This window comes from Dyella sp. AtDHG13 (assembly GCF_003201105.1).
GTDB classification, from domain to species: Bacteria; Pseudomonadota; Gammaproteobacteria; order Xanthomonadales; family Rhodanobacteraceae; genus Dyella; species Dyella jiangningensis_B.
The window spans coordinates 551,197-574,350 of sequence record NZ_QICJ01000001.1 but is presented as its reverse complement, the minus strand read 5'-3'; the positions used below and the strand labels follow the sequence as shown (position 1 = coordinate 574,350).

General features: G+C 66.1%; 14 protein-coding genes. 11 read left to right on the top strand and 3 right to left on the bottom strand.

Annotated elements, in window-relative coordinates; genetic code table 11:
- Positions 1-17: 17 nt before the first annotated feature.
- Entirely contained in the window at positions 18-293 is a 276-nt protein-coding gene (gene frmR, locus BDW41_RS02495; RefSeq protein WP_074547053.1) for a formaldehyde-responsive transcriptional repressor FrmR, read from the bottom strand.
- 266 nt (positions 294-559) lie between these two features.
- Between frmR and BDW41_RS02490 the strand changes: the two genes are divergently transcribed.
- Both BDW41_RS02490 and BDW41_RS02485 read left to right on the top strand, forming a co-directional pair.
- Complete coding sequence (locus BDW41_RS02490) at positions 560-2,839, top strand: winged helix-turn-helix domain-containing protein (protein ID WP_074547054.1); 2,280 nt, start codon at positions 560-562, stop codon at positions 2,837-2,839.
- A 111-nt stretch (positions 2,840-2,950) separates the two neighbouring features.
- Positions 2,951-3,520, top strand: coding sequence for a M17 family peptidase N-terminal domain-containing protein (locus BDW41_RS02485; RefSeq protein ID WP_233496744.1), 570 nt, complete (start codon positions 2,951-2,953; stop codon positions 3,518-3,520).
- Positions 3,521-3,557: 37 nt separating this feature from the next.
- Here BDW41_RS02485 and BDW41_RS02480 read toward each other — a convergent pair whose 3' ends face one another.
- Positions 3,558-4,265: a TetR/AcrR family transcriptional regulator gene (locus tag BDW41_RS02480; RefSeq protein WP_074547056.1), complete on the bottom strand. Its 708-nt coding sequence runs from the start codon at positions 4,263-4,265 to the stop codon at positions 3,558-3,560.
- Positions 4,266-4,395: 130 nt separating this feature from the next.
- Here BDW41_RS02480 and BDW41_RS02475 point away from each other — a divergent pair, with 130 nt between their 5' ends.
- The 9 genes from BDW41_RS02475 to BDW41_RS02430 all read left to right on the top strand — a co-directional run bounded on the left by BDW41_RS02475 (position 4,396) and on the right by BDW41_RS02430 (position 21,167).
- Positions 4,396-5,403, top strand: coding sequence for an HlyD family efflux transporter periplasmic adaptor subunit (locus tag BDW41_RS02475; protein WP_074547057.1), 1,008 nt, complete (start codon positions 4,396-4,398; stop codon positions 5,401-5,403).
- On the top strand, positions 5,400-7,178 hold the full coding sequence (locus BDW41_RS02470) for an ATP-binding cassette domain-containing protein (RefSeq protein ID WP_074547058.1): 1,779 nt from the start codon (positions 5,400-5,402) through the stop codon (positions 7,176-7,178). Before BDW41_RS02475 ends, BDW41_RS02470 begins: the two co-directional genes overlap by 4 nt.
- On the top strand, positions 7,175-8,305 hold the full coding sequence (locus tag BDW41_RS02465; protein WP_074547059.1) for an ABC transporter permease: 1,131 nt from the start codon (positions 7,175-7,177) through the stop codon (positions 8,303-8,305). Before BDW41_RS02470 ends, BDW41_RS02465 begins: the two co-directional genes overlap by 4 nt.
- 1 nt (position 8,306) lies before the next feature.
- The gene (locus BDW41_RS02460; RefSeq protein WP_074547060.1) at positions 8,307-9,422 is read left to right on the top strand and encodes an ABC transporter permease; all 1,116 of its coding nucleotides are present in this window, start codon (positions 8,307-8,309) and stop codon (positions 9,420-9,422) included.
- Between the two features lie 15 nt (positions 9,423-9,437).
- Positions 9,438-10,955, top strand: a complete 1,518-nt coding sequence (locus BDW41_RS02455; protein ID WP_074547061.1) for an efflux transporter outer membrane subunit — start codon at positions 9,438-9,440, stop codon at positions 10,953-10,955.
- 754 nt (positions 10,956-11,709) lie between these two features.
- Entirely contained in the window at positions 11,710-14,901 is a 3,192-nt protein-coding gene (locus tag BDW41_RS02450) for a TonB-dependent receptor (RefSeq protein ID WP_083337528.1), read from the top strand.
- Positions 14,902-15,249: 348 nt separating this feature from the next.
- Positions 15,250-17,646, top strand: a complete 2,397-nt coding sequence (locus BDW41_RS02440) for a GH92 family glycosyl hydrolase (protein ID WP_083337529.1) — start codon at positions 15,250-15,252, stop codon at positions 17,644-17,646.
- A 26-nt stretch (positions 17,647-17,672) separates the two neighbouring features.
- The gene (locus BDW41_RS02435; protein WP_158536967.1) at positions 17,673-19,517 is read left to right on the top strand and encodes a sugar-binding domain-containing protein; all 1,845 of its coding nucleotides are present in this window, start codon (positions 17,673-17,675) and stop codon (positions 19,515-19,517) included.
- 183 nt (positions 19,518-19,700) lie between these two features.
- Complete coding sequence (locus BDW41_RS02430; RefSeq protein ID WP_074547062.1) at positions 19,701-21,167, top strand: multicopper oxidase domain-containing protein; 1,467 nt, start codon at positions 19,701-19,703, stop codon at positions 21,165-21,167.
- 225 nt (positions 21,168-21,392) lie between these two features.
- On the opposite strand, the gene BDW41_RS02425 is transcribed toward BDW41_RS02430, so the two are convergent.
- A complete protein-coding gene (locus BDW41_RS02425) occupies positions 21,393-23,150 on the bottom strand; it encodes a GGDEF domain-containing protein (protein ID WP_074547063.1) in 1,758 nt (585 codons plus the stop codon).
- Between the last annotated feature and the right edge of the window lie 4 nt (positions 23,151-23,154).

Here is a 23,154-nt window from a genome sequence, read left to right as displayed (position 1 = left end):
GCAGGCGCCGGAATGTGTCAGCGCAGATACGAGCGCACGAGGGAAACGACTTCGTCGATGGATTTTTCGGGCGCGTCGCTGCCATGCGCCAGATGCGCGAACTCCTCGCGCAAGTGGCTTTCCAGCACGCCGGCCATCAGCCCGTTGATCGCGCCGCGCACGGCGGCGATCTGCTGCAGGATGGGCCCGCAGGCCTCGCCTTTCTCCAGCGCCAGCTCCAGCGCGTCGAGCTGGCCACGCACGCGGCGCACGCGCGCCAGGACACGTTTTTTCTCTTCGGCGGAATGCGGCATGCGGGTGCCTCACTGATACTGGTTGGGAGTATGTATCGCATACTGCCGGGCAGTATTCAACCACGCGCCACGCGAAGCGGCTGTCAGTGTCCAACCGAGCGATAGGGCGGCCAGGTCGATTTGCCGGCGTTCGGTTCGTCGTTTTGAGGAAGGGCGGCGCCGGAAGGCCGTTCAGTCAACCCCGGAATCACTCGGGCTCCACCGAAGCTTGCGACAGGCTGGGTGTAACCTGAGCGGCACCACGCGCAGCAACGGAGGTCGAACCGATGGCTGTTGAGTCCGCCTCCGCCGCGTGGATGGCCTTCGGCACGGTCGAGATCGACACGCTCGGGCATCGCCTGTTCGTCGACGGCGAGGAGGTCGGGCTGGAGCGCAAGGCCTTTGCCGTGCTCGTCCTGCTGGCACGCGAACCCGGGCGTGTGCTGAGCCGCGACGAGATCCTCGACGTGGTCTGGGGGCACAACCACGTCACGCCATCCTCGCTCAGCCGCATCATTGCCTTGCTGCGCCACGCGCTCGGCGAAAGCGGCGAGGAAAACCGCTACCTGCACACCGTGCATGGCGTTGGCTTTCGCCTCGACGCCGACGTGCGCTTTGCCGAATCACGCGAGGCCTTGGCGCAGCGCAGGGCAGTGACGGCGGCGGATCTGGACCTGGTGCCGGCCATGATCCGGGATGCCGCCGCCACGCCGGCCGCGCAGCCGGATGTGCCTTCGGGCACGGCGACGGAAACCCAGCCAACGCACGCGCGGCCCACCAGGGTTCGTCGGATCGAAAAGCTGCTGGTCGCCCTTATCACGGGCTTGCTCGTGCTGGCCTTCGTCATGCTCGGGCGGCATCCGTTTATGCATCACACCGACGCCGTGCCGGCGGCCGATCTCAAATCCATCGCCGTGCTTCCGTTCGAGAATCTCAGCACCGACAAGGGCAATGCGTATTTCGCCAGCGGCATGCAGGACATGATCCTCACCCAGCTGGTGGGCATCGGCGGCCTCAAGGTGATCTCGCGCACGTCGACGGAGAAGTACCCCAGCCATCCCGAGGATGTGAAATCCATCGCGCGGCAGCTGGGCGTGGCGACCCTGCTCGAAGGCACGGTGCAGAAGGTGGGAAATCAGGTGCTGATCAACGTGCAGTTGATCGAGGCGAACAGCGGCAACCACCTTTGGGCGCAGGCGTACACGCGCACGCTGGACAACGTGTTCAACGTGGAGGGCGAGGTGGCGCAGAACGTGGCGGAAGCCTTGAAGGTGCAGCTGACCTCGGCCGAAACCGCGCGCATCGACAAGCTGCCGACCCGCAACGCGGCCGCCTACGATCTGTATCTGAAGGCCGGCGCGCACGCCAACCGCGCCTACGACGACCCGACGCTGTCATCGTCCGAACTGCCCTTGGCCATTTCGCTGTATCAGCAGGCCCTGGCGCGCGATCCGGACTTTGCGCTGGCCGCCGCGGCGTTGGCGCGCGCGCACATGCAGATGTATTTCTTCGCGCCCGATCGCAGGAACGAACGGCTGGCCGAGGCGAAGGCCGCGGCCGATCATGCGTTGGCATTGCAGCCGAACCTGGGCGAAGGGCATTACGCGCTGGGCCTGTACCACTACTGGGGCCATCGGGATTACGCCGACGCCACCACCCAGCTGGAGATGGCCCGGCAGTCGCTGCCCAACAGCGCCACGGTCGAGCTCTTGATTGCCGCGGTGGCGCGCCGGCAAGGCCGCTGGGACGAAGCCGTGGCGCGGTTTCGCCAGGCCACCGTGCTCGATCCGCACAGCGAGTACGCGTTCAACCAACTCGGCGTGACCTACCAGAGCCTGCGCCGCTATGCCGACGCCGACCGCGCCTACGCCACCGCGCTCGGGCTGAGCAAGAACCCCGTGGGCGAGCACATGGCGCAGGTGTTCAACGTGCTGATGTGGAAGGGCGACATCGCGCCGATGCACACCGCGCTCGCGGTGCTCGCACCGGGCAGCGATGCCTACGTTGCCAACATCATGTCCTTGTATTTCGATCGGCTGGTGGCGCGCGACTACGCCGGAGCCGTGAAGGTGGCGGAGTCGGACAAGGCCGAGAACTGGGACGATCCGGACAACGTGGTCCTGCCGCGCATCCTGTACGTGGCCTGGGCCGCCGAGGCAGCGGGCGACAAGGCGAAAGCGGCAGGGGCATACAATGAAGTCGCGGCACGCTCCCGCAATGCGCTCGTCGAACGGCCCGACGATGCGGACCTACATCTTGCGCTCGGATTTGCCTATGCCGGCCTTGGCAAGAAGGATGATGCCGTGGCGGAAGGCCAGCGTGCGGTCGCCTTGATGCCGCTTGCCGAAGACGCGTTGACCGGCGCCGACATGCTCGAATACCAGGCGCAGCTGTACATGCGCGTGGGCCGGCCTGGCGAGGCCATTGCCTTGCTCGACCGCGTGTTGTCCATGCCCGCTGGCGCCGTCGTGTCCAGCGCATTGCTGCGCGTCGATCCAATCTGGGATCCGCTGCGCGACGATCCGCGCTTCAAGGCCCTACTGCTGAAATATCCCAGCGGCGGTTAGCCTGTTCGTGCTGCGCCGGGTTAGTCTGCGCCGGTGCGCGAACGCACGACATCGAAGCCGGACAGTGGGGGATACGTGCCCGAGCATCAGGTACTGGGAGCATGGCAGGGCGTGTCGATCGAGGCCGTCGTATGGGATGGCGTGGCGGCGGACGTGGACCTTTCCTTCGGCTGCATGTTTACCCGCGAGCTGGACGGCGGTCTGCGTGGCGGATTGCTTCATCTGGACCAGGCGCTCTCGGGCAGGCTGACGGCGCTGCGCGAAGATGGCGTGTTCCAAGGCGAGCCAATGGAGACCCTGCTTATTCGTCAACCGCCCAGGGGTGTTGTCGCGCGGGCGGTGATGGTGATCGGCATGGGCGATCCGTCGGCATGGAGCGTCGCCGTGACGGCGCGCGCGGTCGCCACGGCCGTCAACGCGGCGATGCAACTGGGCGTCGGCAGCGCTGCGTTCGCGCCAAGCCTGCTCGACTCCGGGCTGCCGCCGCAGGCAACGGCGGGTGTCGCGCCGGCGATGATGAAAGCCGTGACCCGCGCCATCGATGCGCAAGCACGCATCGAAGCACTCGGCCTGGCGCCGGCGCCTTCGTTGCGTCGCTGGGTGTTCGATGTGGGCGCGGCGGGTTTTGCGGCGGCGACCGTGCAATTTCAGGAGGCGCTGTCAGAACTCAAGGCGGCCTGATGCGCGACGGCATCAGCGAGAAAGTGGCCGCCGGCGATCATCCTTTTTTCGCGGGCCCCGCGGATTTCGCAGGTCGCGAACGGCGTGGACTCTTGGCGCTTTCGCGGTAGTCGCTGCTGATCGCCTCCAGTCCCGCGAGCGCGAAGGTGTGCAGATGATGCGCGATCACGGCGCCCGGCATGCGCAGCACATCGTTGAGCGGTCCCGGCACGCCGCGTTTGGCGACCAGCAGCATGCCGCAGGGCGCGGCGATGCTGACGAGGCAGCGGGTCAGCGCCGGATCGTCGACGGGAATGCCGGTGATGTCGGCGAGGATCTGCCGGATGACCTGGATCTTCGGCAGCACTTCGTTCTGCAGCAGCACTTTCAGGTGTGACGAAGGCGCCAGCAGTTCGCGCGCCAGCACCTGGATGTTCCAGCTGCCTTCGTCCTGCGAGCGCTGCACCAGATGTTCGAACAGGCGCATCAGCTTGTCGCTGGCGGAGACCTGGCTGCCGGCCAGCGAGCGCAGGTCGACCAGGCTGATCAGCTGGCGGTGCGCTTCGGCGAGCACGGCCTGGTAGAGGCCGTTGCGGTTGCCGAAGTGGTAGTTGATCGAGGCCAGGTCCACCTCGGCGTGGGCGGCGATGGCCTTGCTGGTGGTTTCCGCGTAGCCGCCTGCGGCAAAGAGTTCGCCGGCGGCCTGCAGGATGCGGTTGCGGGTGGCTTCGCCGTCGGTGCGGACGGCGCGGCGGGAAACGCTCATGCGTGGATCTCTGTTTCTGCCGGTTTACCGGCCCAGGGATGATGCGGTATACATAATTTAAACTCAATTTAAAGTTACCATGCGGGCCGACGGTCACCCCGTTCGGCCCCCTTCCAGCGGACTTCGCCCCATGAAGAAATCACTCGTCGCAGCCGTGGTTGTCGTCCTGCTGGTCGCCCTGGCAGGCGTGTGGTGGTGGTATGGCCACCATGCGGAGGACAAGGACCATTTGGTGCTCGACGGCAACGTCGACATCCGCCAGATATCGCTCGCCTTCGACGGCAATGGCCGCGTATTGCAGCTGCGCGCGGAAGAGGGCGATCAGGTGAAGGCCGGGCAGGTGCTCGGCTTGCTCGACACGCGCACGCTGGCCTTGCAGGCCGCGCAGGCGCAGGCGCAGATCGACGTGCAGCAGCAGAACCTGCTGCGTCTCCAACACGGCTCGCGACCGCAGGAGCTGGCGCAGGCCAGGAGCCGGCTGGCGGCCGCGCAGGCCAGTGCCGCCAAGGCCGCGCAGGACCTCGCCCGCCTGCAGGACATTGCCGCGCGAACGCAGGGCCACGGCGTGAGCCCGCAGGATCTGGACAGCGCCAGGAGCAACGCGCAGGTCACGCGCGCGCAGGCCGACGAGCAGCAGCAATCCCTGCGCCTGACCGAGCTGGGTCCGCGCGAAGAGGAGATCGCCGGCGCGGAAGCGCAGCTGAAAGCCTCGCAGGCGCAGCTGGCCATCCTCAGGCATCAGATCGACCTCGGCGAGCTCATCGCACCGGCGGACGCCGTGGTGCGCTCGCGCCTGCTGGAGCCCGGCGACATGGCGACGCCGCAGCGTCCGGTGTTCACCCTCGCGCTGACGCAGCCCAAGTGGGTGCGCGTGTATGTCAGCGAGACGCAGCTGGCGCTGGTGAAGCCCGGCATGGCGGCCACGGTCACAACGGACACGCATCCCGACCAGCCGGTGCAGGGCAAGGTGGGCTATATCGCCTCCGTCGCCGAGTTCACGCCCAAGAACGTGCAGACCGAGGAGCTGCGCACCAGCCTGGTGTACGAAGTGCGCGTGCTGGTGCAGGACACGGAAAACAAGCTGCGCCTCGGCCAGCCGGCCACGGTGCGCCTGGATCTGGCGTCGAACCGGCGATGAGCGACAGCGGCGCCACCGTCGTCGCCAGCGCCTTGCGCAAGGTCTTCGCCGGGCCGGGCGGCAAGCCGCTGGCTGCCGTCGACGGCATATCGCTGACGGCGCGCACGGGCGAACTCACGGCGCTGGTGGGGCCCGATGGCGCGGGCAAGACGACCTTGCTGCGCATGGTGGCCGGCATCCTCGCGCCGGACGAAGGCGAGCTGCACGTGCTTGGCATCGATGCGAGCAAGGAGCCGCAACGCATCCAGGACCGCATCAGCTACATGCCGCAGCGCTTTGGCCTGTACGAGGACCTGAGCGTGCAGGAGAACCTCGATCTCTATGCCGACCTGCACGGCGTGAGCCAGGCGGAGCGGCGCGAACGTTTCGGACGCCTGCTGGCGATGACCGACCTGGCGCGCTTCGTCGACCGTCCCGCCGGCAAGTTGTCGGGCGGCATGAAGCAGAAGCTGGGGCTGGCCTGCACGCTGGTGCGTTCGCCCGACCTGCTGGTGCTGGACGAACCCAGCGTCGGCGTGGATCCGCTGTCGCGGCGTGACCTGTGGAAGATCCTCCAGCAGCTGGTGGACGAGGAACACCTGAGCGTGATCGTCAGCACCGCCTACATGGACGAGGCGGAACGCTGCGCGCAGGTGTTCGTCATGCATCAGGGCAAGGTGCTTGCCGACGGCACGCCGGACGCGCTGCGACAGCGCGCCAAGGGGCTCACCTGTGTCGTGGCGCCACCCGAAGACACGCCCGCACGCGATCTGCAGGCCAGGCTGATCGACGCGACCGACGCGATCATCGATGCCGTGCCCAGCGGCGGCAGCGTGCGCTACATCCGTCAGCCCGATGCCGATAGCGAACAACTCGCGCGCCTGCTCGGCGGGTTGCAACCCAAGGATCGGCCCGAGGAGCTGGAAGACGCCTTCATGATGTTGCTGCGGCAACACCATGCCGAGGAAGAAACGAAGACGCCGGCGCCGGATGTGCTGTCCGACAAGAAGACAGCCGCGCGGCACGACGAAAAACCCGTGATCGTCGTGCGCGACCTGGTGCGCAAGTTCGGCGACTTCACCGCGGTGGCGAGCACCTCGTTCGACGTGCGGCGCGGCGAGATCTTCGGCCTGCTCGGGCCCAATGGCGCGGGCAAGACCACCACGTTCCGCATGCTGTGCGGACTGTTGCCGGCCTCGGGCGGCCATCTGGAAGTGGCTGGCGTGGACCTGCGCACCGCGCGTGCCAAGGCGCGCGCACGCATCGGCTATGTGTCGCAGAAGTTCGCCCTGTACGGCAACCTGAGCGTGCGCGAGAACCTGCAGTTCTTCGGCGGCGCCTACGGTTTGCGCGGGCGCGCCCTGCATGCGCGCGTCGACGCGGTGCAGACGCAGTTCCAGTTGCAGCCTGACGCGATCAGCGGCGACATGCCCGGCGGCTACAAGCAGCGCCTGGCCATGGCGGCGAGCCTGCTGCACGAGCCGGACATCCTTTTCCTGGACGAGCCGACCAGCGGCATCGATCCGCTGGCGCGCCGCTCGTTCTGGCGCACCATCACCGCGCTGGTGCAGGGCGGCGTCACCGCGGTGGTCACCACGCACTTCATGGAAGAGGCGGAATACTGCGACCGCATCGCCATCCAGGACGCAGGACGCGTGCTGGCGCTGGGCACGCCCAGGGAAGTGCGCGAGCAGGCCGGCACCGGGCACGACGCCGACATGAACAGCGCCTTCATCGCCATCGTGGAGCAGGCGCGCGCCAAGGGGCACGAAGCCGGCGCGGAGAAAGCCGCATGAGCCGCTCGGGTTTCATGCAGCGCATGGTGGCGCTGACGCGCAAGGAAGTCCGCCAGATGCTGCGCGACCGCAGCAATCTTGCCGTGGGTCTGCTGTTGCCCATCGCGCTGATCCTGCTGTTTGGCTATGGCCTGTCGCTGGACGTGGAGCACTCGCCCGTGGCCGTGGTGATGGACGACACCTCGCCGGCGGCGCGCGAGGTGTTCGCCGCCTTCCAGGGCACGCCGTACATCGATCCCACCTGGGCACCGGACATGCAGCAGGCCCAGCGCCGCATGCTGGCGGGCGAACTGGATGCCATCGTGCGCATTCCCTCGGACTTCTCGCAGCACGTCGCCAACGGCGACGCCAAGGTGCAGCTGTTGCTCAATGGCGTCGACTCCACCACGGCGACGTCGGTGGAAGGCTATGTGGGCGGCGCGCTGGCCACGCAGGCGCTGAAGATGGCCGACCGCGCGGGCGGCAAGGCCGGCGGCGGGGGCGTGGTGGTGCAGCAGCGCATGTGGTTCAACGAGGCAGGCATCAGCACCTGGTATCTGGTGCCCGGCCTGCTGGTGCTGATCATGACCTTGACCGGCGCCTTCCTCACTTCGCTGCTGATCGCGCGCGAATGGGAGCGCGGCACGCTGGAATCCCTGTTCGTCACGCCGGTGCGTCCGCTGGAGCTGGTGCTGTCCAAGCTGATTCCCTATGTGGTGATCGGCCTTATCGACATGACCCTGTGCCTGATCGCCGCGCGCTGGCTGTTCGAGGTGCCGATACGTGGGTCGCTCACGGTCATCGTTCTCGCATCGTTTCTCTACCTGGTGGTGTCGCTGTCGATGGGGCTGTTCATCTCCGGCGTCACGCGCAACCAGTTCCAGGCCAGCCAGATGGCGCTGCTCACCAGTTTCATGCCCGCGATGATGCTGTCGGGTTTCGTGTTCGACCTGCGCAACGTGCCGGCGGTGATCCGCGGCATCGGCGAAGTGCTGCCGGCCACGCACTTCATGAACCTGATCAAGACGCTGTTCCTGGCCGGCGACAACGCCGCCATCGTGCTGCGCGAGTGCGGCATCCTCGCGCTGTACGCGACGGTGCTGATCGTGGCGGCGCGGCGCACGCTGCGCAAGACGCTGGACCGCTGACATGAGCGACTTCATCGCCCTGCTGGCCCAGATCGCCGCGCTCTGCCGCAAGGAGCTGCTCGCGCTGCTGAAGGAGCCCTCGAGCCGTGCCATCCTGTTCGTGCCCGCGCTGATGCAGGCGTTGCTGTTCGGCTACGGCGCCACGTACGACCTCAACCACGTGCCGTACGCCGTGCTCGACCAGAGCCACGGCAAGGCCTCCACCGAACTGCTGGCGCGGCTGGACGGCACCGGCGTGTTCGAGCGCAAGGCCAACCTGGTGTCGCCCCGCCAGATAGCGACCGCCATCGATGGCAACGACGCGCTGATGGTGGTGAGCATCCCGGCGGACTTCGAGGACAAGCTGGCCGCCAACCAGCCCTCGCCGCTGCAGATCATCCTGGACGGACGAAACTCCACCACGGCCGCGTCGGCGGGGGCGTACCTGAGTTCCATCGTGGGCTCGTACAACCAGTCGCTGGGCGGCGGGCAGGCGGGCATCACGGTGGAGCGCCGCGCCTGGTTCAATCCCAACCTCGAAGCGCGCTGGAACATCATGCCGGCGCTGATCGCCGCCCTGAGCATGTTGCAGACCCTGTTGATTGCCGCGTTGTCGGTGGCGCGCGAGCGCGAGCAGGGCACGTTCGACCAGCTGCTGGTGACGCCGCTGACGCCCATGCAGATATTGGTCGGCAAGGCACTGCCGTCTATCGCGGTGGGCCTGGTGCAGTCCACGCTGATCTTCCTGATCATCCGCTTCTGGTTCCACATACCGCTGGTGGGCTCGGCGTGGCTGCTGTATCTGGGGCTGTTCACCTTCACCGGCGCGTCGGTGGGCATCGGCCTGTCGATCTCCGCGCTGTCGCTGACCATGCAGCAGGCCATGCTGTACACCTTCTTCCTGATCATGCCGCTGATGCTGCTCTCGGGCCTGCTGACGCCGGTGCGCAACATGCCGGCGGTGCTGCAGGCGGCGACCTACGTCAACCCGTTGCGCTTCGGCATGAGCATCGTGCGGCGCGTCTATCTGGAAGGCGCGGGCTTCGGCGACGTCGCCACCGATTTCATTCCCTTGCTGGTCATCGCGGCGGTCACGCTGCCCTTGGCCGCCTGGCTGTTCCGTCATCGCCTCTCCTGAGGCCGGGGTTTCATCATGGGCACCTTTCCGCAACGACATCGACGCGCCCGCTGGCTGGGGCTTGCCACCGGCGCGATGGCGCTGGCCATCGGCGGCTGCGCGGTGGGCCCGGACTTCAAGCAACCCAAGGCGGACACACCCGCCAACTGGTCAAGCTGGCGCAGCGGCGATGCCAGCCTTGCCGCGCCCGTGAACAACGGACCGCTACAGGCGGACTGGTGGAAGGCCTTCCGCGACCCGGTGCTGGATCAGCTGGAAGCGCGCGCCTTTGCCGCCAGCCCCGACCTGCAGAAGGCGGCGCTGCATTTTGCGCAGGCGCGGGTGCAGAGCAATACGGTGGCGGCGCAGCGCTGGCCGAACGTGAATGCCAACGCCAGCGAAAACCGCCAGCGCATCAGCGAATCCAGCGCGAGCGTGCGCATCGCGCAGGGCCTGGGCGCGGAGCAGCAGCAGTTGATCGATCTGCTCAGCCAGCCCTTCAATCTCTACCAGGCCGGCTTCGATGCATCGTGGGAGCTGGACCTGTGGGGACGCGTGCGTCGCTCCGTGGAAGCGGCGAACGCCGATGCGGCGCAGCAGGGCGCCTTGTTCGATGCCGCGCGCCTGAGCGTGGCCAGCGACGTGGCGCGCAATTATTTCCAGCTGCGTTCCGCGCAGCGCCAGGTGCAGCTGACGCGCGACGACATCGCGGCGATGGAGCAGCGGCTGAGCCTGATCGAGGCACGCGTAAGCGCGGGCACGCTCGACCACGTCAATCTGGCGCAGCAGCGCGCCGAGTTGTCGGGCTTGCAGGCGCAACTGCCGGCGTGGATGGCCCAGGCCAGCGCGTACGAAAACCAGATCGCCTTGCTGCTGGGCGAACATCCCGGCGCCTTGCACGAGTTGTTGCAGGCGCCGTCGGGTGATCCGCAGACGCTGCCGCCCGATCTTGCTGCTGGCGTGCCTGCCGACGTCGCGGCGCGACGGCCCGACATCCTCGCCGCCGAACAGCATCTGCGCAGCGCCACGGCGAATATCGGCGTGGCCAAGACGGATCTGTATCCGCGCGTGACGCTGGGTGCGCAGTTCGGCTACGAGTCCTACCTGAGCAGCCAGTTCGGCGATTGGGGCAGCCGCACCTGGTCCATCGGTCCGTCGCTCAGCCTGCCGCTGTTCGATCACGGGCGACGCGTCAGCGTGGTGCACCTGCGCGAGCTGCAGCAGCAGGAGGCCGCCGTGGATTATCACCGCACCGTGCTGCAGGCCTGGCAGGAGATCGACGACGCGCTCAACGGCTACGCTTCGTATCGCCAGCAAGCGCAGAAGCAGATCGAGCGCGTCGCCAATGCCAAAGAAGCCTACAGCCTGATCCAGGTGAAGTACGAAGCGGGCACCGTCGATTTCCTCAGCGTGCTGGACAGTCAGCGCACCTATCTGCAGGCACGTCGCGACCTGGTGTCCAGCCAGGGACAACTCGACATTCAGTACGTAGCGGTGAACAAGGCCCTGGGCAACGTGCCCGCGAGCCCTGCGCTGGCGGACGCGCATCGCTGACCGCTTCAGCATTGCCGGAACATCCACGGCGGGCGCCGCGCCTGCGCCGAAAGCAGTCCGCGGACTGCACGCTGTTGCCTGCTTACTCCGACAGATGCCGCCTGTTTGGCGTGAAACCCAACCGGTCCGGAACGCGTTTTTGCGTCGCAGCGTGACATGTTGCGTCGTCGGCGTCTTAATCTCGCCCAGGGGATTTTAGATCGATCCAAGTTCAGCCAGTCCGGGTCACGCGTGACCACAGGAATCTGGATGGCTTGGAAGGGGCGGGGAGGGCGAGGGTCGCGTGCATCGCGCATGCGTCCGGGGCAGTGCGTCCTCCCGCCAGACCGATTTAGAGATGGGAGGCCGCCGTATGAAACCAGAAACTGTTTGCGTTCCGATGACGACCAGCGCGCGCGCCGCGTGCGTGCATGCGTCCATTGCAACGCTGGCCGATTGCGGGCATCGGCGTCGGCAAACCCGTCATCGCAACAGATCCATGCACCGGGTTTCGCCACCGCGCCCGCTTGCGTCGCGCTCCGGCTGACCGGGGCCCGCAACGCCGCTAGAACCGGGCCTTTGCCGCCGCGCACCCGGAGTCCGTGAGAGCTGCCGCTGACGCATTGCGTGCCCTTGGTGCACTCAAAAATTTAGATCGATCCAATTTGAAAGTGAGGAGCGTGCCTTGTCGCCATAAATCGCGCATCTGCAGGTGATCGAAACGGGGGAGACCGCGCCGACTCCACAAGGGCGCTTACCAGTAGGGGACTTTCAAATGACTCATCAGCCGTACGTATCCAAGCGCCATCCGCTTTACACCGCGCTTGCCTTGGCCACCTTGTCGCTGGGCAGCGCCCTGGGCATGCCCGCCGTTGCCTTTGCGCAGACCGCAGCGCCTGCCGCCGCGCCGGCCACGGCGCAGGCGCAAGCCTCCGCCAGCACCGGGGCGAACAAGGCCGACAAGGACAAGAAGGACGACAAGAACAAGGCGGCCAATCCGGACAACGCCACCGAACTTGCTGCGGTCGTGGTCACCAGCTATCGCCAGTCGATCGACCAAAACCTGCAGGACAAGCGCGACGCCAACTCCATCGTCGAAGTGATCAACGCGCAGAACATCGCGCAGTTCCCGGCCAAGAACATCGCCGACGCGCTGGCGCATGTGCCCGGCGTGGTGATCACGCGCGAATCGGGCGAAGGCAAGACGGTGAGCATCCGCGGCCTGGCGCCCGAACTGACGCTCACGGAATTGAACGGCAACTACGTGGCCTCGGCCGATACCTCGGCGGGCTTGTCGCGTTCGTTCAACTACACCCTGATGCCTGCGAACATGTTCTCGGACGTCCAGCTCTACAAGAGCCTGGAAGCGCGCCTGGACGAAGGCGGCATCGGCGGCAACGTCGACCTGCGCACGCGCCGTCCGCTGGAAATGGCCGCGAACGACGGCTTCGTGTCGCTCAACGCCGCCGGCTCGGACAACAGCAACAAGGTAACGCCGCAAGGCTCCGCCCTGTGGTCGTGGAAGAACAAGGACGAAACCTTCGGTGTGCTGGTCGCCGGCTCGTACCAGAAGCGCCGGGACATCGACTACACCGCCAATGCGTCGAGCTGGCACTGGTGGTCCAACGACTGCACCGACTTCTCGACCTGTACCGCGCAACCGACGAACGTGCATGGTCAGCCGTACGGCCCCGACGTGGCGCCCAACCTCGCGCTGTGGCCGGGCGGCGGCGTCACCGACCAGTCCGGCAAGAGCTACTCGGGTTACTGGATGCCGCAGCAGTTCGCCACCAGCCGCAACCAGCTGGACCTGACCAACAAGGCGGCCCAGGTCACCCTGCAGTTCAAGCCCATCGATCACCTGCTGCTGACCGGCAACTACTTCCGCTTCCAGCGGCAGCAGACGCAGATCACCAACACGCTGGAGGTGCCCGAGTGGGGCCTGCCCACCGACACCTATGCGAACCAGCAGGGCCGCTTGCTCGCGCCCAACGGCCTGACCTTCGACCCGTCGCGCACCGTCGTCACCGGCGCGAACTACGTGCTTCCGCCCGCGGGCACGGGCTGCAACTCGCTGACCAACCCGGTCACCGGCGCGCAACGGCAGCCGGTGGACGTGTGCTCCACGGAAATCCCCTGGCTCAACGGCAACTACTCGCGCGAGAAGGCCACCTCGCAGACGCTCAACATCGAAGGCGAGTGGGATAACGGCGGCGCGCTCAGCGGATCGTTCAACGTCGGCCGCACCTGGGCGACGGGCGGCCCGTCGGTGGAACTGGGCATGGCGGCCAAGCCGCGCAACTTCGTCAACGGCCAGTGGGTGGACGGCAGCACCGGCGCCGCGTGGAACCTGAGCGGCACGCCGACCCTCACCGCCTCGCCGAACGTGCTGCAGAACATGCTGGCCGGCGCGGGCCAGGTGGACCTGGGTTCCACCGGTTCCAACATGGTCAACACCAGCACCTCGCAGAACTTCGCGCAGGCGGACTTCACCTGGGCCTTCGAGGACAGCACCTGGCTCAAGTCGCTGCAGTTCGGCGCCAAGTACCGCGACAACCACGCCGAGCAGCAGCAGAACGAACTGCGCTGGTACTGCAAGGGCACGCAGTCGCAGTTCCAGACCTGCGACCCCAATGCGGGCCAGCTGCCGGCGGGCTTCCTGCTGCCGGGCTACCTGGACGGCAACACGCAGGCGTACAACGACAACGTCTTCCCGGCGATCAATTTCCCGGCGTACTACAACTACCTCAACTCCACCTATGACCGCGTGGTCTACAACCATCCGGAAGACAAGTCGTCGGTGAAGGAGCAGATCTCGGCCATCTACGCCCAGGCGAACTTCGACACGGGCTCGCTGCGCGGCAACGTCGGCCTGCGTTTTGTCAGCACCAAGCAGGACCTTACCGTTGCCGACCAGATCACCACCAACAACGCGGTGTACTACCACGATGCGAACGGCAACATCCTGATCTGCCCGGCCAGCGGCGTGAACGCCGGCGGCGGCGCGTGCGCACCGGGCGATTTCCAGTACCTGCCGCGCGAGCAGTCGGTGATCCAGACGTATTCCAACGCGTCCACCTCCAAGCGCTACAACAAGCTGTTGCCCAGCTTCAACGTCGCGTGGACCTTCGCGGACGACTTCGTGCTGCGCGCCGCCGGCTCGCAGGCGATGGCTCGCGCCAACTACACCGACCTGGCCCAGCTGGGCAGCCTCACCAACAACACGCAGGCCTACTACAACGACCGCAAGCAGTTCGGCGCACCGCTGCCGGGCTGGTACGGCAGCGGCGCCAACGCCGACCTGAAGCCGTTCACGGCCACGCAGTTCGACCTGGCGGGCGAGTGGTACTACGCGCCCGAGTCGGTGGTGGGCGTGGACCTGTTCCAGAAGAAGGTGAAGAACTTCGTGGTGCCGGTCACCGTGAACAACATCACGGTGAACGTCGGCGGCACGCAAGAAAACTTCATGCAGTACAGCACCAACGCCAACGGTCGCTCGGGTACCTCCAAGGGCGTGGAGATCTACACGCAGCACACCTACGACATGGGCTTTGGCTACACCGTCAACTACACGCTCAACAAGACCAACGAAACGCCGGTGACGCTGGGCGATACGCAGGTCGGCAAGTCGGAGTTGATCGGCAGCGCCAAGTACGTGGGCAACATCTCGCTGTTCTATGAAAAGAACGGGCTGCTGCTGCGCGCCACCAGCAACTGGACGGGCCGCACCATGCAGGGCCTGTCGTCCGGCCTGCCGATCTACACGGAGCCGTACAACCAGATCGACCTGAACGGCGACTACGAGTTCACCAAGCACCTGATGGTGACGGCCTCGGTGATCAACCTGACGCGCTCCCGGCCGCGCCAGTACCTTGGCGACGACACCACGGCGCGCTTGTACGAGCTCGAGTACGCCGGTCGCCAGTACTACGTGGGCCTGACCTACAAGTTCGGTGATGGCGGCTGATGAAGTGCACGCGGGATCGGGCGTTGGGCCCGATCCCGCGGTTGGCGCTTTTGTACGCGTTTCTTACCGCCCGCTCAAAAGCTCGCGCGTACGCTCAATATCCTCACCGTCATTCCGGCGCAGGCCGGAATCCAGTGACGAAAGTGTCGGTTTTCGCGGGATTTCAAAGCATGCATACCTTTCGCGAAAACCGCACGATGAGGCCACTGGATTCCGGCCTGCGCCGGAATGACGGTGAGGGGAATGAACGTTACGGAAACTTTGTACAGGCTCCACGAATTTGTACAGGCTCCACGATGAAGCTCCGCAGCTCGCAGCGAACACCGCTTCACCTGCACAGGAAAAACCATGAATCCGTCGCTTGCACGCCTCCGCCGTCGTGCCTCGTTCCTCTTCCATCGGCATGCTGGCAGGGCCGTCGTGCTGGCGGCGTTCGCTGCCGCGAGCATCGGCGCGGGCCATGCGGCGAACGAGGCTTCGTCTTCGTCCGCGAAGTCGGCCATCGATGAAGCCAACCCGCTGGTGGGCACTGCGCCGCTGGATCGGCAGGAGCTGATCGGCAACGCGCCGCCTCCGGGCGAACCGCTCTATTCGGGCATGACCTCGCCGGGCGCGAGCCTGCCGCAGAGCGCGACCGAGGCGACGCCGGTCAACGTCAACGTGGACCTGAGTTATCCCACCGGCGTGGCGATGTCCTACTACTACGCCAACCCGACCATGATCGGTTTCACCGGTGGCGGTTCGACCTACGGCGGCCGCGCCGCGCCGATGATCATGCCGGTGGTGGGCGACTGGACCGTGCCGCCCAACTACGCGCAGTCGACCTACGACAAGGCGAGCGAGCAGGCCTCGCCCGGCTATTACGCGGTGGATCTCGCCACGTTCCACACCCGCGCCGAGCTGACGGCGACCCAGCGCACCAGCCTGATGCGCTTCACCTTTCCCGAAAGCCATCGCTCCAACGTCATCATCAACCTGCGCCGGCCGGGCGGCGACGTGGAGGTCGTGGGCGATCACACGATCCGCGGCGTCGCCACGGGCGGGCGCGTGGATAACGATGCGAACGGCCCCTGGTTCGTCGCCGAATTCTCGCGTCCGTTCACCCGCTTCGGCACGTTCCGCGCCAACCACGCGCACGAGGGCTACGGCATTGGCGACCAGGATGTGCAAGCCGACCGGCGCGCGGTAACGGGTAGCTACGCGGGCGCCTATGTCACCTTCGACACCAAGGCCGGCGAGCAGGTGCTGGTGCGTATCGCCCATGGCCACAGCGCGGAGGAGGCCGAACAGCGCCTGCACGACGAGGACCCGGACGCGAACTTCGACCGCGTGCACGCGCAGGCGCGCGCCGCCTGGGCCAAGCTGTTCGATCGCGTTGAAGTCACCGGCGGCACGCCGAAGCAGCGCATGCTGTTCTATTCCACGCTGTATCACTCCTTCGCCAGCCCGCGCCTGGTCGCGCGCAAGGGCGACCATTTCACCGGCGCGGATGGCCGCGTGCAGGTAGCCAGTTACAACCGCTACGGACCCGTGCCGTTCTGGGATACCGGCCGCAACCAGATCACGCTGCTGATGCTGCTCGAGCCCGACGTGGTGCAGGACATCATGCGTTCGGAACTGGACCGCGCGCGTGAGCGCGGCTACATGGACACCTCGTTCCATGGCGACCACGCCGTGTTCCTCTACGACGGCGCGTGGCAGCGCGGCATACCGTTCGACTATGCCGCCGCCTACGAATACCTGCGCAAGAACGCCACCGATCCGAAGGGGCCGCGTGGCTATCTCGCGGAGTACATGAAGAACGGCTGGATCTCCGACATCATTCCGCCGGCCAACGCCAGCCCGCCCTATGCAGACGGCAAGGCGGGCGCGGCCACCACGCTCGAATACGCCTGGGATGATCACGCCCTGGCGGACGTCGCGCGTCGGCTCGGCAAGGCGGATGATGCCGCGATGTTCGAGCGGCGCGCCGCGAACTACCGCAACGTGTTCGATCCTTCCGTGGGCTTCGTGCGCGGCCGCACCGAGGACGGCAAGTGGATTTCGCCGTTCGATCCGGGCGAGCCGTACTACAACTTCATGATGAAGGAAGCCTCGGGCTGGTCCACCTTGTGGCTGGTGCCGCATGACGTGCAGGGGCTGATGAACCTGCTTGGCGGGCGCGATGCCTTCAACGCCAAGCTCGATGCGTTCTTCTCCACGCCGTATCACCCCAAGGGCATCTGCCGCGACTGTACCGGCCTGATCGGGCAATACGTGCAAGGCAACCAGCCGGACCAGCAGGCGGCCTACCTGTATGCCTGGAGCGGCCAGCCGTGGAAGACGCAGGCGCTCACGCGCCGCATTCTCGATGAGATGTATGGCAGCGATGCGAGCGGCTACGGCTTTCCCGGCATGGACGACCAGGGCTCGACCTCGTCGTGGTATGTGCTGAGCGCGATGGGTTTCTATCCGGTCGATCCTTCCAGCCCGGACTACATCCTGGGCAGCCCGATCTTCGATCGCGTCCGCCTGCACATGGGCAACGGCAAGGTGCTGGAGATCGTCGCGCGCAACAACTCGGCGCGGAACATGTACATCCAGTCCGCTACGCTCAACGGCAAGCCGTGGAGCAAACCGTGGTTCAGCCATGCCGACATCGCGAACGGCGCCACGCTGGTGCTCACGATGGGACCGGAGCCCAACAAGAGCTGGGGCGCGGATCCGCAGGATGCGCCGGCGTCGATGACGACGGAGCGGAAGTGATGGCTGGCACCATGAGGATGCAGTGCATGACGTGGTTTGGCACATGCGTGATGGTGGCGATGGGCATGGCTTCGCCGGCGATGGCGGCGTCGGACGCGTCCGGCACCTGGAGCGGCAAGCCGGCACCCTTGGCCACGCCGTGGACGGCGGAGGTGTCGCCCGATAACGCCTTGCCCGAGTATCCAAGGCCGCAGCTGGCGCGACCATCGCTGGACCATCCGCGATGGATGAGCCTCAACGGGCTGTGGCAGTACGCACCGGCAGACGGGCAGGGCGCGCCGCCGTTCGGTCAGGCGCTGAAGCAACAGGTGCTGGTGCCGTATCCCATCGAGTCCGTGCTGTCCGGCGTGCAGAAACATGCGGACTTCATGTTCTACCGGCGGCTGGTGGATATCCCTGCTGATTTCACCGCACATGGGCAGCACGTTCGGCTGAACTTCGGCGCCGTGAGCCAGGACGCCACGGTATACGTCAATGGCAAGCAGGTGGCGAATCATACGGGCGGCTATACGAGCTTCAGCGCGGACATCACGCCGGCGTTGCGAACGAACGGCCCGCAGGAGATCGTGGTGGCCGTGCACGCGCCAGTGGATAGCGCCAACGTGATGGTCGGCAAGCAGCGGCTGAAGCCCGAAGGCATCTTCTACACCGCCGCCTCGGGCATCTGGCAGTCGGTGTGGCTGGAACCGGTGCCCGCCGTCAGCGTGGCGCAGTTGAACCTTGTTCCCGCACGCAGTCTGGATGCGTTCACCGTCAACACGACGCTGCACGGGCGCTGCGAAGGCGCCACGCTGCATGTCACGGCCTATGCGGATGGCAAGGTCGCGGGTGAGGCGAGCGGCCCCGCTTGCCAGTCGCTGCATTTGTCCATCGCGCAGCCGCACCTGTGGAGTCCGCGGGATCCGTTCCTGTACACCATCAAGGCGACGCTGACGCAGGGCGATCAACGCGACGAGGTCACCAGCTATGCCGGTCTGCGCACCATCGCCATCGACAAGGTGGCTGGACGCAACCGCATCGTGCTCAATGGCAAGCCCACCTTTCTGCTCGCTACGCTGGACCAGGGTTATTGGCCAGACGGCATCTACACCGCGCCCACCGACGCGGCGCTCAAGTTCGACATCCAGAAGACCAAGGACCTGGGGTTCAACACCATCCGCAAGCACATCAAGGTGGAACCGGCGCGCTGGTATTACTGGGCCGACCGTATCGGCCTGATGGTGTGGCAGGACATGCCGGCGCTGCCCAACGGCCACAACGAAAAGCTCAGCGAGGCCGACAGGACCGGTTTCCGTGCCGATGTCTCGGCCATCGTCGACCAGCTCCAGGGCGAAACCTCCATCATCGGCTGGATACCATTCAACGAAGGCTGGGGCCAGTGGAGCATTCCCGCCGCGGCGGAGCTGGCCGCACAGATCAAGCAGCGCGATCCTTCGCGCCTGGTCGATGCGCGCAGCGGCGCCAACTGCTGCGACACCAAGGGCGATCCGCATGCCGGCGACGTATATGACATCCATGACTATCAAGGGCCGGGCCTGCCGAGCCCGGACGGGACGCGCGCGTCCATGGACGGTGAACACGGCGGACTCACCTTGGGCGTTCCCGGCCATGTGTGGCCCAACACGCCGATCAATCCCTACGGCGCAGTGAAGGACCGCGACGCACTGAACGACGGCTACGTCGCCAACACGGCGGTGCTGCGCGACAAAGGCCCGGCCGTGAGCGTGTCGGGCAGCGTCTATACACAGATCACCGACGTCGAAGGCGAACACAACGGTCTGTTCACCTACGACCGCAAGGTGGAAAAAGTGGACGAGGCGAAGGTGCGCGCGATCAACGAGGCGACGATACGCGCGAACGGCGAACCCTGAGCACGACGCTGATGCGTTTGAGCAGCTCTCGACGAGCGCGCGGCATCGTCCGCGAGATCAAGCGAACGTGAAGGCATTCGCGTTGCGCCACGTGCGCATTCGTGCGCACGCGGCGACTGCGAACCGCTATGCTTGATGGCATGGAGAGGCGAAGGCCTTTCCGCTCACGCACGGTGGCCGATCATGAATCGTCGTGACTTCCTCAAGCTGGGCAGCGCTGCCGCGCTGACGGCGGGCCTCGCGCCGTGGAGCGATGCGGCCGCATTCGCGCTGAGCGCCCCGGAAGGCAAGGCGGATTACACGCTGCGCATTGCCCGCAGCCTGATCGAGTTGTCGCCGGAACACGTCGTTTCCACGGTTGCCTATAACGGCCAATGCCCCGGCCCGCTGATCCGCCTGCAGGAGGGCCGGCGCGTGGTGGTCGACGTATTCAACGATACGGACACGCCCGAACAACTGCACTGGCATGGACAGACGCTTCCCGTTGACGTGGACGGCGCGGCCGAAGAGGGCACACCCTATATTCCCGCACGGGGCATGCGTCGCCTTGCCTTCACGCCCGGGCCGCCGGGCCTGCGCTTCTACCACACGCATGTCGTGGCACGCGACGACCTGACGCGTGGTCAGTACAGCGGACAGGTCGGTGCGGTGTACATCGAGCCTCGGCACGAGCCTGGCGACTACGACCGCGAAGTGTTCCTGGTGCTGAAGGAGTTCGACGCCTACTTCAGCAAGGGCGGCGACATGGCCGCGGATTTCCTGCAGCCGAGCGCACGTGATCGCTCACTGGAAGAGCGAGGCGAGAGCGCCATGAAGGCGTCGCTCGCCGGCGGCGCGCCGCACGGATACGAAGTGGGTTATCAGGCCTTCGCCATCAACGGTCGCATGCTGGGCCACGGTGAACCGGTGCGCGTGAAGCAAGGCGAGCGGGTGATGTTCCATGTCGTCAACGGCAGCGCCACCGAACTGCGCAGCCTTGCCTTGCCGGGCCATGTATTCAAGGTCGTCGCGCTCGATGGCAATCCCGTGCCGCATCCATCCGAGGTGCCCGTGCTGTGGCTGGGCACGGCCGAGCGCATCAGCGCCATCGTGGAGATGAAGCATCCCGGCGTGTGGATCATGGGCGATCTGGCGGACGACGACCGCGAGCACGGCATGGGCATCGTCATCGAGTATGCGGGCCAGCACGGCAAACCGCGCTGGGAAAAGCCTGCGCCCTTCGCCTGGGACTACCGTCGCTTCGCGATGCCGGCGCCGCACGCCGCCGATCCCGACGAGGTCATCGAGATGACCTTCGCCAAGCGGAACGCGGCCATCGGCGGTTTCAACCGCTGGACCATCAACGGCACCGCCTTCGACATGAAAGCGATGAAGCCGATGTTCCAGCTGCGTCACGGCCGCCGCTACCGGCTGCGCATGCACAACGCCAGCGACGATATCCACCCCATGCACCTGCACCGGCACAGTTTCGAGATCACGAGCATCGCCGGACAGCCCACCGCGGGCATCATCAAGGACGTGGCCATGCTGGGCGGATACCAGAGCACGGAGGTGGATTTCATCGCGGATCAGCGTGGGTTGTCGCTGTTTCATTGCCATATGCAGCTGCATATGGACTATGGCTTCATGTGCTTGTTCGATTGTGCGTGAGCAGAGCCGTGGCAAGACAAGAATCGCGTTCCCCCAAGCCGCAGCAACCCAGTAGCCCGGATGCAGCGAAGCGGAATCCGGGAGGATGTCGCCCCAGCCTTTCACCGCTTGCGCAATTCGCGCTGGTTCGCGCCCAGCGATGCATGCGCGGCGTGATCCCGGATTCCGCCTTTGGCTTCATCCGGGCTACGTTGTTCGCGTTGGTCCATTAGTGAAGGAACAACCTCAGCTTTCGCCACGCCGTGGGTCGAAGGGAGCCAGCTCGATGCGGTCACGGCCGGACACCTTGGCTTCGTAGAGCAGGTTGTCGGCTTGTCGCATCAGTGATTCCAGCGAAGGGATGTTCGTGGCGTGTGCGTAGGTGACGCCGCAGCTGATGGTGATGGAGAAGGTGCGGCTGTCGACGGTGGTGATGATCTCCTTGCGCAGGCGATCCATCAGCCGCCGGGCCGGCACGGTGGCGTCGTCCGGCAGTTTGACGCGGGCCATGACGGCAAATTCCTCGCCGCCGATGCGGCCCACGATGTCGTCCACGCGCCACGCTTCCCGGGCCAGTTCCGACAGCTTGCGCAGCGCCATGTCGCCCGCTTCGTGGCCATAGGTGTCGTTGATGCGCTTGAAGTGGTCGACGTCGAATGCGGTAAGCACGATCCAGCCATCGTTGTTGCGCCGGTCGGAGAGCATGTCGATGGCGCGGCGCTCGAACGAGCGTCGGTTGAGCAGGCCGGTGAGGAAGTCGGTTTCCGCCATCAGGCGGAGTTCCTGGATCAGGCGTTCGCGTTCCTTCTCCAGCTCGAAGCGGCGGTCGTTGCTTACCTTCAGGGCCGACAAGGCCGAGAACAGATCGCGGATCTCGCCCCGATAGCCCTGCGGCGCCGAGCGCACCATGCCGCGGTTGGCGGTGACGTCGAGCACGAACCGGCGCGCGTCGACGAATGGCTTGACGATCCTGCGATGGAATTGCCGCGAGACGAATACCAGGAACAGGGCGAGCAGCGCGACCGCGATGGCCGTGAACATCAACTGCAGGCCTTGCCGGTGTTCGTCCCGCTGCAGGGCGGTGGAGGCAAGGCGAAGCGCATCGTCGCGCAGGTCGGTGATGGGGGCCAGCGAGGCGGCGTAGCGCTGATCGAATTCCGCCGTCGAGGGTGTCTTGCCGTTGGCGGCCACCGCATCGACGGTGTTCTGCGCATACGTCAGCCCGGCGTCGAGATAGCCGGTTTCGATATGCGCGACAAGGCGATCGGACAGCGCCTCGTGCTGGTGCACGACGGTGGCGCTCAGCCAATGGAGCAGTTTGATCCTGCCGATGGTCCGCTCGATGGCGCGATACGCTCCGGCGTTTATCGGGCTACCGCCGGCCAGCACCTGGGTTGCTTGCGTGCCGAGCTGGCCGGCCTGGTCGCGCAGCAGGGCGGCGAACGAGGCCACGTAGATGTAGCGTACGGCGTTCGGTTCGTGCTGGACGGACATGGCTACGCTGGCGCCGGCCAGCGTCGAGAGTTGCGAGCCGCAGTCGGCGAGGCGATCGGTGACACTGACGTCGGTGGCGGACACGGGGCCATCGGCGAGCAGGGCGTCGACACGTTCACGTGCTGCGTGAAGGTTCGCCGTCACGGTATCCAGCGAGGTCGACAGTTCGCCGCAATGATGGCAGGCCTTGTAGCCGATGGCTGCGGCGAGCGCTTGCAGTCGATCGTCCACCGCGCCGCGTGCGTGGCTGAGTTCGGTTTGCTCGAGCGTACCGCGGCGGGCGGCTCTGCCCAGCATCTGCGCGGTCGCCATGCGTTCGACCGAGAGCCGTTCCATGGCGATCAGCGTGGTGTGGAACCGGCCGAAGTCGTCCAGGTTCTCGCGGGCTGCTTCATAGGCCGTCCATTGATGGAACAGCACCCAGGCGGCGAAGGGCAGCAGCACCACGTAGATCGCCCCGAGGAAAACGGCGAACTGCCGGCGGATGGAGGCGTCCCTGGAGAAGAACATGCAG